This window comes from Teichococcus wenyumeiae (assembly GCF_003696345.1).
Taxonomy (GTDB): Bacteria; Pseudomonadota; Alphaproteobacteria; order Acetobacterales; family Acetobacteraceae; genus Pseudoroseomonas; species Pseudoroseomonas wenyumeiae.
Genome location: NZ_RFLX01000004.1, coordinates 49093 through 62198 on the forward strand (window position 1 = coordinate 49093; position 13106 = coordinate 62198).

Annotated in this window: 16 protein-coding genes and 1 riboswitch; of the genes, 11 read left to right on the forward strand and 5 right to left on the reverse strand. The window is 69.2% G+C overall.

The genetic code is table 11. The features are described 5' to 3' along the window. Window positions 1-24: 24 nt before the first annotated feature. The 3 genes from EBE87_RS07505 to EBE87_RS07515 are packed head-to-tail and all read left to right on the forward strand — an operon-like array spanning window position 25 to window position 2497. Window positions 25-840, forward strand: a complete 816-nt coding sequence (locus EBE87_RS07505) for a MetQ/NlpA family ABC transporter substrate-binding protein (protein WP_120637206.1) — start codon at window positions 25-27, stop codon at window positions 838-840. 20 nt (window positions 841-860) lie between these two features. Next, the gene (locus tag EBE87_RS07510; RefSeq protein ID WP_199707179.1) at window positions 861-1673 is read left to right on the forward strand and encodes a MetQ/NlpA family ABC transporter substrate-binding protein; all 813 of its coding nucleotides are present in this window, start codon (window positions 861-863) and stop codon (window positions 1671-1673) included. Between the two features lie 11 nt (window positions 1674-1684). Beyond that, window positions 1685-2497, forward strand: coding sequence for a MetQ/NlpA family ABC transporter substrate-binding protein (locus EBE87_RS07515; protein ID WP_120637207.1), 813 nt, complete (start codon window positions 1685-1687; stop codon window positions 2495-2497). Here EBE87_RS07515 and EBE87_RS07520 read toward each other — a convergent pair whose 3' ends face one another. Beyond that, a complete protein-coding gene (locus EBE87_RS07520) occupies window positions 2498-3754 on the reverse strand; it encodes a D-amino acid dehydrogenase (protein ID WP_120637208.1) in 1257 nt (418 codons plus the stop codon). Window positions 3755-3885: 131 nt separating this feature from the next. On the opposite strand from EBE87_RS07520, the gene EBE87_RS07525 reads away from it, so the two are divergent. Then, complete coding sequence (locus EBE87_RS07525) at window positions 3886-4374, forward strand: Lrp/AsnC family transcriptional regulator (protein ID WP_233553097.1); 489 nt, start codon at window positions 3886-3888, stop codon at window positions 4372-4374. Between the two features lie 71 nt (window positions 4375-4445). After that, window positions 4446-4796: a DUF805 domain-containing protein gene (locus EBE87_RS07530; protein ID WP_120637210.1), complete on the forward strand. Its 351-nt coding sequence runs from the start codon at window positions 4446-4448 to the stop codon at window positions 4794-4796. On the opposite strand, the gene EBE87_RS07535 is transcribed toward EBE87_RS07530, so the two are convergent. After that, a complete protein-coding gene (locus EBE87_RS07535; RefSeq protein WP_122139947.1) occupies window positions 4793-5635 on the reverse strand; it encodes a squalene/phytoene synthase family protein in 843 nt (280 codons plus the stop codon). The two genes, EBE87_RS07530 and EBE87_RS07535, sit on opposite strands and share 4 nt — an antisense overlap. Window positions 5636-5790: 155 nt before the next feature. Here EBE87_RS07535 and EBE87_RS07540 point away from each other — a divergent pair, with 155 nt between their 5' ends. Then, window positions 5791-6429, forward strand: a complete 639-nt coding sequence (locus tag EBE87_RS07540; RefSeq protein ID WP_120636395.1) for a superoxide dismutase — start codon at window positions 5791-5793, stop codon at window positions 6427-6429. 80 nt (window positions 6430-6509) lie between these two features. Here EBE87_RS07540 and yajC read toward each other — a convergent pair whose 3' ends face one another. After that, window positions 6510-6848, reverse strand: coding sequence for a preprotein translocase subunit YajC (yajC, locus tag EBE87_RS07545; RefSeq protein WP_120636396.1), 339 nt, complete (start codon window positions 6846-6848; stop codon window positions 6510-6512). 74 nt (window positions 6849-6922) lie between these two features. Between yajC and EBE87_RS07550 the strand changes: the two genes are divergently transcribed. Together EBE87_RS07550 and EBE87_RS07555 are read left to right on the forward strand one after the other, a co-directional pair. Further along, complete coding sequence (locus EBE87_RS07550) at window positions 6923-7843, forward strand: ATP-binding protein (RefSeq protein WP_233560057.1); 921 nt, start codon at window positions 6923-6925, stop codon at window positions 7841-7843. Then, window positions 7840-8853, forward strand: a complete 1014-nt coding sequence (locus EBE87_RS07555; protein WP_233552960.1) for an MBL fold metallo-hydrolase — start codon at window positions 7840-7842, stop codon at window positions 8851-8853. Before EBE87_RS07550 ends, EBE87_RS07555 begins: the two co-directional genes overlap by 4 nt. Here EBE87_RS07555 and EBE87_RS07560 read toward each other — a convergent pair. Then, window positions 8850-9323 (reverse strand): DUF192 domain-containing protein, encoded by a 474-nt coding sequence (locus tag EBE87_RS07560; protein ID WP_120636398.1) that lies wholly within the window; start codon window positions 9321-9323, stop codon window positions 8850-8852. The genes EBE87_RS07555 and EBE87_RS07560 overlap by 4 nt on opposite strands. Window positions 9324-9332: 9 nt before the next feature. Then, window positions 9333-10460 carry an acetoin utilization protein AcuC gene (locus EBE87_RS07565; protein ID WP_120636399.1) on the reverse strand — a complete coding sequence of 376 codons (1128 nt, stop codon included), beginning with the start codon at window positions 10458-10460 and terminating at the stop codon, window positions 9333-9335. 71 nt (window positions 10461-10531) lie between these two features. Continuing rightward, window positions 10532-10642, forward strand: a riboswitch (TPP riboswitch). Here EBE87_RS07565 and EBE87_RS07570 point away from each other — a divergent pair. The 3 genes from EBE87_RS07570 (at window position 10638) to EBE87_RS07580 (ending at window position 13095) form a co-directional block, all read left to right on the forward strand. After that, window positions 10638-11369, forward strand: coding sequence for an ABC transporter ATP-binding protein (locus EBE87_RS07570; protein ID WP_120636462.1), 732 nt, complete (start codon window positions 10638-10640; stop codon window positions 11367-11369). Its footprint overlaps the riboswitch before it by 5 nt. Next, entirely contained in the window at window positions 11366-12121 is a 756-nt protein-coding gene (locus EBE87_RS07575; RefSeq protein ID WP_120636400.1) for an ABC transporter permease, read from the forward strand. Before EBE87_RS07570 ends, EBE87_RS07575 begins: the two co-directional genes overlap by 4 nt. Further along, window positions 12118-13095 (forward strand): ABC transporter substrate-binding protein, encoded by a 978-nt coding sequence (locus EBE87_RS07580; protein ID WP_120636401.1) that lies wholly within the window; start codon window positions 12118-12120, stop codon window positions 13093-13095. The genes EBE87_RS07575 and EBE87_RS07580 overlap by 4 nt, the downstream gene beginning before the upstream one ends. The last annotated feature ends 11 nt before the right edge of the window (window positions 13096-13106 follow it).

Genomic DNA, 13106 nt, shown 5'->3' on the forward strand with positions numbered 1-13106 from the left:
ACAAACAAGAGCACGGGAATCGCTATGACACCGTTCAACCGTCGCACCCTGCTGGGCGCGGGACTGGCCCTGCCCTTCGCTTCCACCGCCTTCGCGCAGGGTGCCGAGATCGGCACCGCCGCGCGCCCGCTGCGCATCGGCGCGACCGCCGGTCCGCACAGCCAGGTGATGGAGAAGGTACAGGAGATCGCCGCCCGCGATGGGCTGGTGATCCGCATCGTCCCCTTCACGGATTACATCACGCCGAACGCGGCGCTGGCGGATGGCGACCTGGACGCCAATTCCTACCAGCACCAGCCCTTCCTGGAGCAGGCGGTGCGCGACCGTAAGCTGCCGCTGGTGGCCGTGGGCAAGACGCTGGTCTTCCCGATGGGTGTTTATTCCCGCCGGCACAAGAAGCTCGCGGACGTGCCGAATGGCGGCCGCATCGCCATTCCCAACGACCCGACCAATGGCGGCCGCGCGCTGGTGCTGCTGGCGGCCCATGGCGCCTTCAAGCTGCGGGACGGCGCCGACTTCCGCGCCACGGTGGCGGATGTGACGGAGAACCCGAAGCGCCTGCGCATCGTGGAACTGGAAGCCGCGCAGATCCCGCGTGCGCTGGAGGAGGTGGAGGCCGCGGCCATCAACACCAACTTCGCCATTCCCGCCGGGCTGAACCCGGTCCGCGACGCCATCGCCCTCGAGAGCGCCGACAGCCCCTATGCCAACCTCATCGCCGTGAAGCGCGGCAACGAGGACACACCCTGGGTGAAGAAGCTTCTGGCCGCCTACCAGAGCGACGAGATCAAGGACTTCGTGAAGACCACCTTCCAGGGCTCGGTCGCCCCGGCCTTCTGAGACGTAGAGGAACAGTCACCATGATCACCAGACGCTCCCTGATCCTGGCCGGCGGCGCCATGCTGTTGCTGCCTACCGCCCTGCATGCCCAGGGTGCCGAGATCGGCACCGCCGCCCGCCCGCTGAAGATCGGCGTCACCGCCGGCCCGCATGGCCAGGTGATGGAGAAGGTGCGCGACATTGCCGCCCGTGACGGGCTGGTGATCCGCATCATCGAGTTCAGTGACTACATCCAGCCGAACATGGCCCTGGCCTCGGGCGACCTGGACGCAAATTCCTTCCAGACGCAGCCCTTCCTGGACCAGCAGGTGCGGGATCGTGGCCTGAAGCTGGTCTCGGTGGCCAAGACCCTGACCTTCCCGATGGGCATCTACTCGAAGCGGCTCAAGTCCACGGACGCGCTGCCGCAGGGTGGCCGCATCGCCATCCCCAACGACCCGACCCAGGGCGGCCGCGGGCTGATGCTCTTTGCCCAGGCCGGCGTCATCAAGCTGCCGCCGAAGGCCGATGTGAGCGTGACGGTGGCCGACATCGTTGAGAACCCGAAGCGCCTGCGCATCATGGAACTGGAGGCGGCGCAGCTGCCCCGCGCGCTGGATGACGTGGACGCGGCGGCGATCAACACCAACTACGCCATCACCGCCGGCCTGCAGCCGACGCGCGATGCCATCGCGATTGAAGGCGCCAACAGCCCGCATTCCAACCGCATCGTGGTGCGCCAGGGCGACGAGGAGAAGCCCTGGGTCAAGAAGCTCGTCAGCGCCTACCAGAACGATGAGGTGAAGGACTTCGTCGCGAAGACCTTCGCCGGTTCCGTCATCCCCGGCTTCTGAGGAACGAGAAGATGCAACGCCGTCCCTTCCTGCTGGCTGTGGCCGGCGGGCTCTTCCTTCCCGCCGCCCTGCGCGCGCAGGGCGCTGCGGAGATCGGCACCGCCGCGCGGCCGCTGCGCGTCGGCGTCACCAGCGGCGTGCATGCCCAGGTGCTGGAGCAGGTGCGCGACGTGCTGGCGCGCGAGAACTTCGTGGTGAAGATCACGGAGTTTGCCGATTTCATCCAGCCGAACGTGGCGCTGGCGGGTGGTGAGATCGACATCAACACCTACCAGCACCAGCCCTTCCTGGACGCGCAGAAGGCACAGCGCGGCTACGACTTCGTGCCGGTGGGCAAAACCGTGCTGACGGTGATGGGCGTGTTCAGCCGCAAGGTGAAGAACCTGGCGGACCTGCCGAACGGCGCCCGTGTCGCCATCCCGAACGACCCCACCAATGGCGGCCGCGCGCTGCTGCTGCTGGCCAAGGCGGGCGTCTTCAAGCTGCGCGACGGCGCCGACTTCAAGGCCACAGTCGCGGATATCGCCGAGAACCCGAAGCGCATCCGCATCGTGGAGTTGGAGGCCGCCTCCATCGCCCGCAGCCTCGACGATGTCGATGCGGCGGCCATCACGGGCAATTACGCGGTGCCGGCCGGACTGAACCCGCTGAAGGACGGGCTGGCGGTTGAAGGCGCCGACAGCGCCTATACCGTGCTGGTCGTCACTCGCCGTGGCGACGAGAACAAGCCCTGGGCGCAGAAGCTGGCCCGCGCCTATGCCGACCCGGCCGTGAAGGCCTTCGTGGAGAAGACCTTCGGCGGCTCGGTGATCGTGGGTGCCTGATCAGGCGGCGTAGCGCGAGAGCGCCAGGTCCGCGTACTCGATGTTCGGCCGCTGGCCGCCGACCAGGTCGGCGGCCAGCCTGCCGCTGCCGCAGGACATGGTCCAGCCCAGCGTGCCATGGCCGGTGTTCAGGAACAGGCTCGGGTACTTCGTGCCGCCGATGATGGGCGTCCCATCCGGCGTCATGGGCCGCAGGCCGGTCCAGAACTTCGCCTCCTCATAGCGGCCGCCCTCGGGGTAGAGGTCGCGGACGGAATGCAGCAGGGTCTGCTTGCGCTCCTCATGCAGCCGCGTGTCGAAACCGGCGATCTCGGCGGTGCCGCCGACGCGGATGCGGTCGCCCAGTCGGGTGATGGCGATCTTGTAGGTCTCGTCCATCACGGTGGAGACAGGCGCCGCGGCGTCATCGGCCACCGGCACGGTGATGGAATAGCCTTTCACCGGGTAGACCGGCACGTTCAGCCCCAGCGGCGCCGCCAGCTTGGGCGAATAGCTGCCCAGCGCCAGCAGGTAGCGGTCGGCCTTCAGCGTCCCGGCGCTGGTCTCCACCCCGGCGATGTCACCATTTTCCACCAGGATGCGGTTGATCGAGGTGCCGTAGCGGAAGCGCACCCCCTGCTCCTCGCAAAGGGCCGCCAGGCGCTGGGTGAAGACATGCGCGTCGCCGGTCTCGTCGCCGGGCAGGTAGAGACCGCCGACGAACTTCTCCCGCACCCGCGCCAGGGCCGGTTCCGCCGCCACGCAGGCCTGCGGGTCCAGCACCTGGAAGGGCACGTCGTATTGCTTCAGCACGCGCAGGTCGTCGCCGATATGGTCCAGCTGCTGCTGCGTGCGGAAGAGCTGCAGCGTGCCACGCTCCCGGTGGTCGTATTGGATGCCGGTCTCGGCGCGCAGGTCGGCCAGCGCGGTGCGGCTGTATTCCGCCACGCGCACCATGCGGGACTTGTTGGTCTGGTAAGCGGAGTCGGTGCAGTTCTTGAGCATCTGCCAGAGCCAGGACCACTGCACCGGGTCCATGCGCGGGCGGATGACCAGCGGGCTGTGCCGCATGAACATCCATTTCAGTGCCTTCAGCGGAATGCCCGGCGCCGCCCAGGGGGAGGAATAGCCGAAGGATACCTGCCCGGCATTGGCGAAGCTGGTTTCCAGGCCGGCGCCGGGCTGGCGCTCGACCACCTCCACTTCATGCCCCGCACGGGCCAGATACCAAGCCGAGGTGGTGCCGACCACGCCGGCGCCGAGAACGAGAACCTTCATTGTAGCCATGCTCCGCCACGCGCTGAACGGGCGCGTGATCCCGCCAGCCTAGGCGGGATTGCGCAGCATGTGGTTGCTATCAATCGAAGGTCATGCGATTCCGCAGGAGGAATTTAGAAGATCCTGCGAAAGTGACGAAGATTCTACACCCGCCTTCCCTGGACGGCATCGACCATAAGATTCTGCGCCTGCTGCGGGCCGATGGCCGCATGAGCAATGCCGATCTCGCCGCCGCCATCGGGCTTTCCGCCTCCGCCTGCCTCCGCCGCCTGCGGCAGCTGGAGACCAGCGGCATCATCCGCGGCTATACCGCCATCATCGAGGACCCGACGCCGCATTCCCGCACCGTGGTCATTGTGCAGATCACGCTGGAACGGCAGACGGAGGATGCCTTCAACCGTTTCGAGGCCGCCGTCCGCCAGTGCCCCGAGGTCTGCGAGTGCTACCTGATGACCGGCGCCTCCGACTACCAGCTGCGAGTCGAGGCCCGGGACCCGGCGGACTATGAGCGAATCCACAAGGAGCAGCTCTCCCGCATGCCGGGCGTGTCCCGCATCCAGTCCGCCTTCGCCATCCGCGCCGTGGTGCGGGGCACTTCCCCGGCCTGGGTGGAGGACTAACGGCGACGGCACTGGCCTGCCGCGGGCTTGGCTCTTATCGTCCACTTCTCTTGCCGAGGCAGGGCTGGGCGATGTCGGGCTGGTTCGACTTTTCCGGACGGATTTCCCGCCGGCGCTTCTGGCTGGCCTACGTCCTGCCGCTGGCGGCGCTGCTGCTCGGCGCCATGATGCTGGACGGGCTGATGATCACGCGGGGCATCCTGCAGCCCGATGCCGCCCTGCTGACAGACTTCGCGGCGCTGGCGGTGGCCTTCGGCATGCTCAGCGCCTGCGTGCAGCGGTTGCACGACCTGGGCTGCAACGGCGGCTGGGTGCTGCTGATGGCGGCGGTGCCACTGGCCGGGCCGGTGCTGGGCGTGCTGCTGCTGGGATGCCTGCCTGGCTCGGCCCTCCGCAACCGCTTCGGGCCGGCGCCGGTCTAGGCGCCGCGCCAGCCGCCCCAGATCACCGACAGCCGGTCTCCCAGGCCACGGGGTGGTGGCGGCTGGGCCGGATTCCAACTGGCGGAGAGCACATGGCGCAGGTCCCGCGCCGCCAGCCGCGCCGGCAGCGCCGCCGCCAGCGCCTCGCGCGGCAGAACGCCGCGTAGGGCCGCCCGGGCCGCCCGCAGCGATGCCAGGGTCTCCTCCGCCAGGGCACGCGCAACGGTGGCCACCGCTGGCGTCCCGGGGTCCCGCGCCACATCCGCTGGCGTCAGCCCATGCTGCTCCAGGAGGTCGGAGGGCAGCAGGCAGTGCCCCTGCCCTGCCTGGATGCCGATGCCGCGCAGCACACCCGCCATGCCGTAAGCCGCCCCGGCTGCCTGGAGGTGCGGCATCGCGGCAGGCGGGGCTTCCAGCACCCGCCCGGCCACCACGGCATAGCCACCGGCGGAGCCACGGAGGAAGGCCAGCAGCGCATCGCGGCTCGGCATCTCCTCCTCCACCTCGGCTTCCCGCGCATCGACCAGCGGGAGCAGCTCCTCCGGCAGCAATTGCCCGGCGCGAATCGCCTCGGCCAAGGGCTGGGCCACCTCGTGCCGGCGCGGCGGATTGCCGGCGGCAGCCTCTTCCACCACGTCGCGCCACCATTGCAGACGGATCAGGCCGGTCATGGTGTTGCTGGTGGCGGCGCGGGCGCGCGCCAGCTCATGGTTGAAGGCTGTCAGTAGGAACAGCGTCTCCCGCGCCTTGGGCGGTGCGAAAAGCGCGCACAGAAAGCGGTCAGGGTCATGGCGCCGCGCAAGGGCGGCAAGCTCGGACAGCGGCGCGGCATCAGGCATGGCGGCGTTATGAACCGGATGTGCCCGTGCGCAAGCCCGAGCCTTGCTTGACGCGCCCCAGGGCGGAGCCTAGCTCTCAGGGAGGTTACGAATCACCACGGATGGCGGCCTGAGCCGCCATTCCCTTCAAGAACCCGTTCGGGAGTATCGCCGCCATGGCTTTCAGCCTGCCTCCGCTGCCCTATGACACCTCCGCCCTGGCCGCTTCCGGCATGTGCCAGGAGACGCTGGAGCTTCACCACGGCAAGCACCACCAGGCCTATGTCACCGCCCTGAACGGCTTGGTCGAGAGCAAGGGCCTGGCCGGCAAGTCGCTGGAGCAGATCGTCGCTGAGGCCGGCAAGGCCGGTGCCGACGGCCTGCCCGTGCTGAACCAGGCCGGCCAGCACTGGAACCACATCCTGTTCTGGCAGGTGATGAAGCCGAATGGCGGCGGTGAGAGCCTGCCGGGCAAGATCGGCGCCAAGATCAACGAGGACTTCGGCGGCCTGGCTCAGTTCAAGGAAGCCTTCAAGCAGGCAGGCGTGACGCAGTTCGGCTCCGGCTGGGCCTGGCTGATCATGGACGCCACCGGCAAGCTGAAGGTCACCAAGACCCCGAACGGCTCCAACCCGATCGCCACCGGCGAAGGCACGCCGATCCTGGGCGTGGACGTGTGGGAGCACTCCTACTACCTGGACTTCCGCAACGTTCGCCCGGGCTACCTGGACAACTTCCTGAACAAGCTCGTGAACTGGGAAGTGGTCGAGGGCCTGATGAATCAGGGCGGCCTGAAGTCCGGCCAGTCGGCCTGAGCTTCACCCCCGGGTGGATACAAGAAGGGCGCCGGGAGAATTCTCCCGGCGCCCTTTCTTTTTCCGCGCGGGTAAGGCGCTCAGCTCTTGACGTCGTTGGCCGCCGTCGGGCGGATGACGCTGCCGATGGTGTTGCGCACCACGTTGACGCGCATATTCGGCGCCAGCTCGACCTCGATCTCTTCCGAGCCTTCCTTCACCTTGGTCACGGTGCCCAGCAGGCCGCCGCCGGTGATGATGCGGTCGCCGCGCTTCAGCGAGCCCAGCATCACGCGATGCTCCTTGGCGCGCTTCTGCTGCGGGCGGATCAGCAGGAAGTAGAAGACAACAAAGATCAGGATCAGGGGCGCGAACTGCATGATGGCGGCGCCGGTGCCACCGGCAAGCGCGTCCTGAGCATAGGCAGGGGAGATGAACATGATTTCGGGCTTCCGTCTTGCCGGGTGACGGGCGCGAAACTAGCCTCACCTGCTGTTCAGTCAACCTTACCTACATGTCATCTTTTTCTGCGCCGGAGTTGCAGCCCTTGCACGATACCGCTTCCCACCCGCTGCTCCCGACGCTGGCACGCATTGCCGCGGCACTGGAGCGGCTGGCCCCGCCGCCGGCTGCCAGGCCCGACCTGGGCGCCGCGGACGCATTTGTCTGGCACCCCGCCGGCACGAACGGCATGCCGGCCCAGCTGGCGCCGGTGAAGCGCGTGGCAGCGGTCGGTATCGGCCTGTTGCAGGGCGTGGACCGGCAGAAGGACCTGCTGCTGGAGAATACGCTGCGCTTCGCACGCGGGCTTCCGGCCAACAACGCCATGCTCTGGGGTGCGCGCGGCATGGGCAAGTCCTCGCTGGTCAAGGCCGCGCATGCGGCGGCCAATGCCGAGGTGCCCGGCGCCCTGGCGCTGATCGAGATCCAGCGGGAGGATATCCGCACGCTGCCGGAGCTGCTGAACGTCCTGCGCGACAACTCCCGCCGCTTCCTGGTCTTCTGCGACGACCTGTCCTTTGAACGGGAGGACCAGGACTACAAGGCGCTGAAGTCGGTGCTGGATGGCGGCATCGAGGGCCGCCCGGCCAATGTGCTCTTCTACGCCACCAGCAACCGCCGCCACCTGATGGCGCGCGACATGATCGAGAACGAGCGCAGCACCGCCATCAATCCCGGAGAGGCGGTGGAGGAGAAGGTTTCCCTCAGCGACCGCTTCGGCCTCTGGATCGGCTTCCACAATGCCGACCAGTCCACCTTCTTCGCCATGGTGGAAGCCTATGCCGCCGACCTCGGCCTGGCCGTGACGCCGGAGGAACTGCACCGGCAGGCAGTGGAATGGTCCGTCACGCGCGGCGGCCGCTCCGGCCGCGTGGCCTGGCAGTTCATCATGGACCTCGCCGGGCGGAAGGGCGTGGCCTTGCCGGCACGATGAGCGAGGCCCCGGTTCCGCGCCAGCCCACGCGCCCCTGGCCCAAGGGGGCGCAGCGGCGAAATGGCCTGTTCCTGAACCCGGATGGCAGCCGGGCGGGCCCCACCCAGGCACAGATCTGGCGGCTGATGCGGGAGCGGAACCAGGGCACCCCCTGGCCGCCCCATGTCGAGGACCCGGCCTATCCGCCGCCGCAGCCGCCGCCGGAGGGCCATGCGGCGGTCACCTTCATCGGCCATGCCAGCTTCCTGATCCGCTTCCACGATGGCCCGACGCTGCTGACGGACCCGATCTGGAGCGAGCGTTGCAGCCCCTTCCGCTTCGCCGGCCCCCGGCGCGTGCGCCGGCCCGGCCTGGCCTTCGACGCCCTGCCGCCGATCGACGCCGTGCTGCTGAGCCACAACCATTACGACCACTGCGACATCCCGACGCTGCAGCGCCTGCGCGACCGCTTCGCGCCCCGCATCTTCACGGGGCTGGGGAATGGCAGGCTGCTGGCGCGGCATGGGCTGAAGGATGTGGTGGAACTCGACTGGTGGCAGAAGGCAGCCCTGCCCGGCGGCGGTGAAGCCACCTATCTGCCCGCGCACCATGTCGGGGCCCGCACGCTGTTCGACCGTGGCCGCACCCTCTGGGGCGGCTTCGCGATCCAGCCGCCGGGCGGCGGGCGGCTCTACTTCACCGGCGATTCGGCCTGGGGGGCGCATTTCGAGGAGATCGGGCATTTCGCCGGTCCGTTCGACCTCGCGCTGCTGCCGATCGGTGCCTATGAGCCGCGCTGGTTCATGCAGCAGGTCCACATGAACCCGGAAGAATCGGTGCGCGCCTTCGCCGCCATCCGTGCCCGGCAGGCGCTGGCGATGCATTTCGGCACCTTCAGGCTGACACAGGAAGCCATCGACGAGCCGGCGCGGGCCTTGGGCGCGGCCCTGGCCGCCGCCGGCATACCGGCCGAGGATTTCGTCGTCCCCGGCTGCGGCCAGACCTTCGTGGTGCCGCTGACCAACCCCTAGGGGGCGTTGCCGAAGATGCGCTGCAGGACCTGATCGCCCGGGCGCAGGTTCAGCCGCTCCGCCGTGCCGGCGGCCAGTTCCAGCGTGGCACGCACGGGGCCACGGCTCTCGATGGTGGCGAGGCTGCGCGGCACCGTGCGCTCCGCGATGCGGCGGATACGGCCATCGGCATTGATGAACACCATGTCCAGCGAGGTGATGGTGTTGCGCATCCACATCGCGCTCTCGCGTGGCTGGCCCCAGTCGAAGAGCATGCCTTCGTCCGGCTTCACCTCGGGGCGGAACATCAGGCCCACGGTCTGCTGGTCCGGCGAAAGGGCCATCTCCACCGTGAACTCATGCCGGGTGCCGTCGCGGGTGACGATCACCAGCTTTTCGGTGGGCAGGCGCGGCTGCGGCCCGTCCTGGGCGCTGGCGGTGGCGGTGAGGGCGATCAGGGCTGGCAGGGCCAGCAGGAGGCGGCGGCGCATGGACACGGCTTATGCCACGCCGCGGATGAGTTGTGGCAGCCCTTCCAGCGTCGCCTCGGCAAGATGGCGGATTTCTGATCGGACCGCGCCGGGGCGGGGCGTGTCCCGCAGGGTCGTGAACCAATGCTCCGGCGGGTTGCGGCCGGCGGCGCGGTTGAAGGCCAGGGCGCGCAACACGGACTCGGCTGCCGCGGGCAGGCGCTCGGGCGGCGAGCGGCCCTCCAGCACGCCCCAGATCCCGGCCCAGCAACGCCCGACCGACCAGGGGTTGTAGCCCCCGCCCCCCAGCACGATCAGCCGCGGGGCCAGCCGCATCACCGCACGAACCACCGCCCAATGCGCGTTGTTGGAGAGCGAAAGCTTGGCGAGCGGGTCCTCCTCCAGCCCATCCGCCCCGCATTGCAGCATGATGGCCTGCGGGCGCAGGTGGTGGATCAGGGGCAGGATGGCCTGGTGCAGCAGCCAATCCATCTCGCTGTCGTTCAGGCCCTGCGGCACCGGGATGTTGCGGGCATGGCCTCCGGCACGGTCATCCAGCGCCCCGGTGAAGGGCCAGCGCTTCGCCTCATGGATGGAGAGGGTGAAGACGCGGGGGTCGTCGTGGAAGGCATCCTGCACGCCATCGCCGTGATGCGCGTCGATATCCAGGTAGAGGATATTGGTCAGGCCCTGGTCCAGCCAGGCCAGCAGCCCCAGCACGGCGTCGTTGACGTAGCAGAAGCCGCTGGCGCGGTCCGGCTGCCCATGGTGCGTGCCGCCGCCCGGCGCATGCACGATGCCCCCCTCGGCCGTCAGCCGCGCCGCCAGCAACACGCCGCCCGCGCTGGTGGCGGGGCGGCGGAAGACCTCCTTGTAAACCGGGTTGCCATGGGCGCCGATGTGGTGCCGGGCGCGCACCTCGTCCGGTACCTCCTGCGTCTCCTCAGCCGCGCGCAGCGCCGCGATATAGGCCGGCGTATGGAAGCGCGTGAGCTGCTGGACCGTGGCCATGGGGCTGTCCAGCGTCCGGCCAGGGTCCATCCAGCCCAGGGCCTGGATCAGGTCCACGGCTGTTGAAACGCGGGGGATGGCCAGCGGGTGCTTCGGCCCATAGCTGGACTTGCGGTAGATCTCGGAGGCGATCAGCAGCGGCTTCATGGCTCAGCCTAGATGGGGTGGCGCCGGCTCTTGGCACCCCTTGCACGGCCATGCGCCACATGCCTAGAAGCACCTTATCCGGGGGGAGCCCTTTGCTGGGCTGAGAGGCAGGGAATCGGCCCTGCGACCCCTTGAACCTGATCCGGGTCATGCCGGCGAAGGGATCGGAGGTTGTTCTTGGCACCTGCTCTCAGCGTGTCCCTACCCGTCATCCGCCTTGGTGGCCGCCCTGTGCTGGGCGCCTGCGAACTGCGGTTCAGTGGCGGCGAGGTGACGGCCCTGCTCGGCCCCTCGGGCGTTGGCAAATCCACCCTGCTCCGGCTGCTGGCGGGATTGCTGCCACTGCCGCCCGGCGCAAGCCTGATGCCGGAGGATGGCGCGCCCTTGGTCCGACGCATTGCCTGGATGGGGCAGCAAGACCTGCTGATGCCCTGGCTGGACCTTCGCGGCAACGTGATGCTGGGTGCCAGGCTACGCGGCGAGCCCCCCGACCCGGCGCGCGCGGATGCCCTGATCGCCGCCGTTGGCCTGGCAGGGCGGGAGAAGGCGCGCCCCGCCGAACTGTCCGGCGGCATGCGGCAGCGCGCCGCCCTGGCCCGCACCCTCATGGAAGACCGCCCCTTCGTGCTGATGGACGAGCCCTTCAGCGCCGTGGATGCCCCCACCCGCCACCGGCTGCAGGGCCTGGCCGCCGGATTGCTCGCCGGCAGAACCGTGCTGCTGGTGACGCATGACCCGCTGGAAGCGCTGCGCATGGCCCACCGCATCCTGGTGCTGCGCCCGGGGCCGGCAGGCGCGGTGGCGGAGGAACTGCCCCTGCCCGCCTCGCCACCCCTGCGGGCCGCCACGGACCCTGAGGTGCTGGCTGCCCAGGCCGCCCTGCTGGACCGGCTGGCTGAAGCGGCATGAGGGCGCTGATCGCCGCCGCCGGGCTGCTGCTGGCCTGGGAAGGCTTCGTGCACTGGACGGGCGTGCCCGCCTTCCTGCTGCCCTCCCCGCTGCGGGTCTGGAATGTGCTGACCAGCCGCTGGGATATCCTGCTGGGCCATGCCGGCACCACCCTGGCGGAGATCCTGCTGGGGTTGTTCTTCGGCACCGTGCTGGGCGCCGCGACGGCGCTGCTGCTGACCGCGTGGCGCGGCGGGCGCCGCTGGCTGCTGCCGCTGCTGATCGCCAGCCAGGCCATCCCGGTCTTCGCCATCGCGCCGCTGCTGGTGCTGTGGCTGGGCTTCGGCCTGGCCAGCAAGGTCGCCATGGCCACCATCATCATTTTCTTCCCTGTCGCCACGGCCTTCTACGACGGCCTGCGCCGGACGGAGCCCGGCTGGCTGGACCTCGCCAGCACCATGGGCGCCTCGCGCGCCGCCATCCTGTGGCGGGTGCGGGTGCCGGCGGCGCTGCCGGGCTTCGCCTCCGGCCTGCGCGTGGCCGCCGCCGTGGCGCCCATCGGCGCCGTGGTGGGGGAATGGGTCGGCGCCTCCGCCGGCCTCGGCTACGTGATGCTGCAGGCCAATGGCCGCAGCCAGACCGACATGATGTTCGCCGCGCTCGCCATCCTGGCCACCATGGCCATGGCCTTGTGGTTCGCGACCGACCTGCTGCTGCGCCGGATGCTGCCCTGGCAGCCCGATGCCCTTCTGGACCACGGAGAAACCGAATGACCGAGATCACCCGCCGGGCCCTGCCCGCGCTGGCGGCACTGGCCTTGCCGACGGTGGCGCGCGCCCAGGCCGCGGCCCCTGCCCCGGCAGCGGCGAAGCTGACCCTGATGCTGGACTGGTTCGTGAACCCGGACCACGCACCCATCATCATCGCCCAGGAAGGCGGGCATTTCGCCCGTGCCGGGCTGGAGGTCCGCGTCGTCGCCCCGGCTGACCCGAACGACCCGCCGCGCCTCGTCGCGGCGAAGCAGGCGGATCTGGGCGTTTATTACCAGAAGAACCTGTATCTCGCGGTGGATCAGGGCCTGCCGCTGGCCCGCGTCGGCACCCTAGTGGCCACGCCGCTGTCCACGCTGACGGTGTTGCAGGACGGGCCGATCCAGAAGCTGGCTGACCTGAAGGGCAAGAAGATCGGCTTCAGCACGGCGGGCTTCGAGGAGGTGGCGGCGGATACCATCCTGGGTTCCGTCGGGCTTTCCTCCAAGGACGTGACGCTGGTGAACGTCAATTTCGGCCTGTCCTCGGCGCTGATGTCGCGGCAGGTGGATGCCATCCTCGGCGGCTTCCGCAACTTCGAGCTGCACCAGCTGGCGCTGGAAGGCCGCCCCGGCCGCGCCTTCTACCCCGAGCAGCATGGCATGCCGATCTATGACGAGCTGATCTATGTCGCGCACAAGGACCGTGTAAAGGACGCCACGCTGCGCCGCTTCATGGACGCGGTGGAATCCGCCACCACCTTCCTCATCAACAACCGTGAGGAAAGCTGGAAGATGTTCATTGCCGGCCCGCGCAAGGAACTGGACAACGAGCTGAACCGCCGCGCCTTCGCGGACACGGCGGACCGCTTCTCCCTCAGCCCCGCGGCGCTGGACCGCAACCGCTACGACCGCTTCGCCCGCTTCCTGCACGGGCGGAAGATGATCGGCAGCGTGCCGCCGGTGGACAGCTACGCGGTGGAGCTGCCCCCGGCCTGACGCCTGCTGGC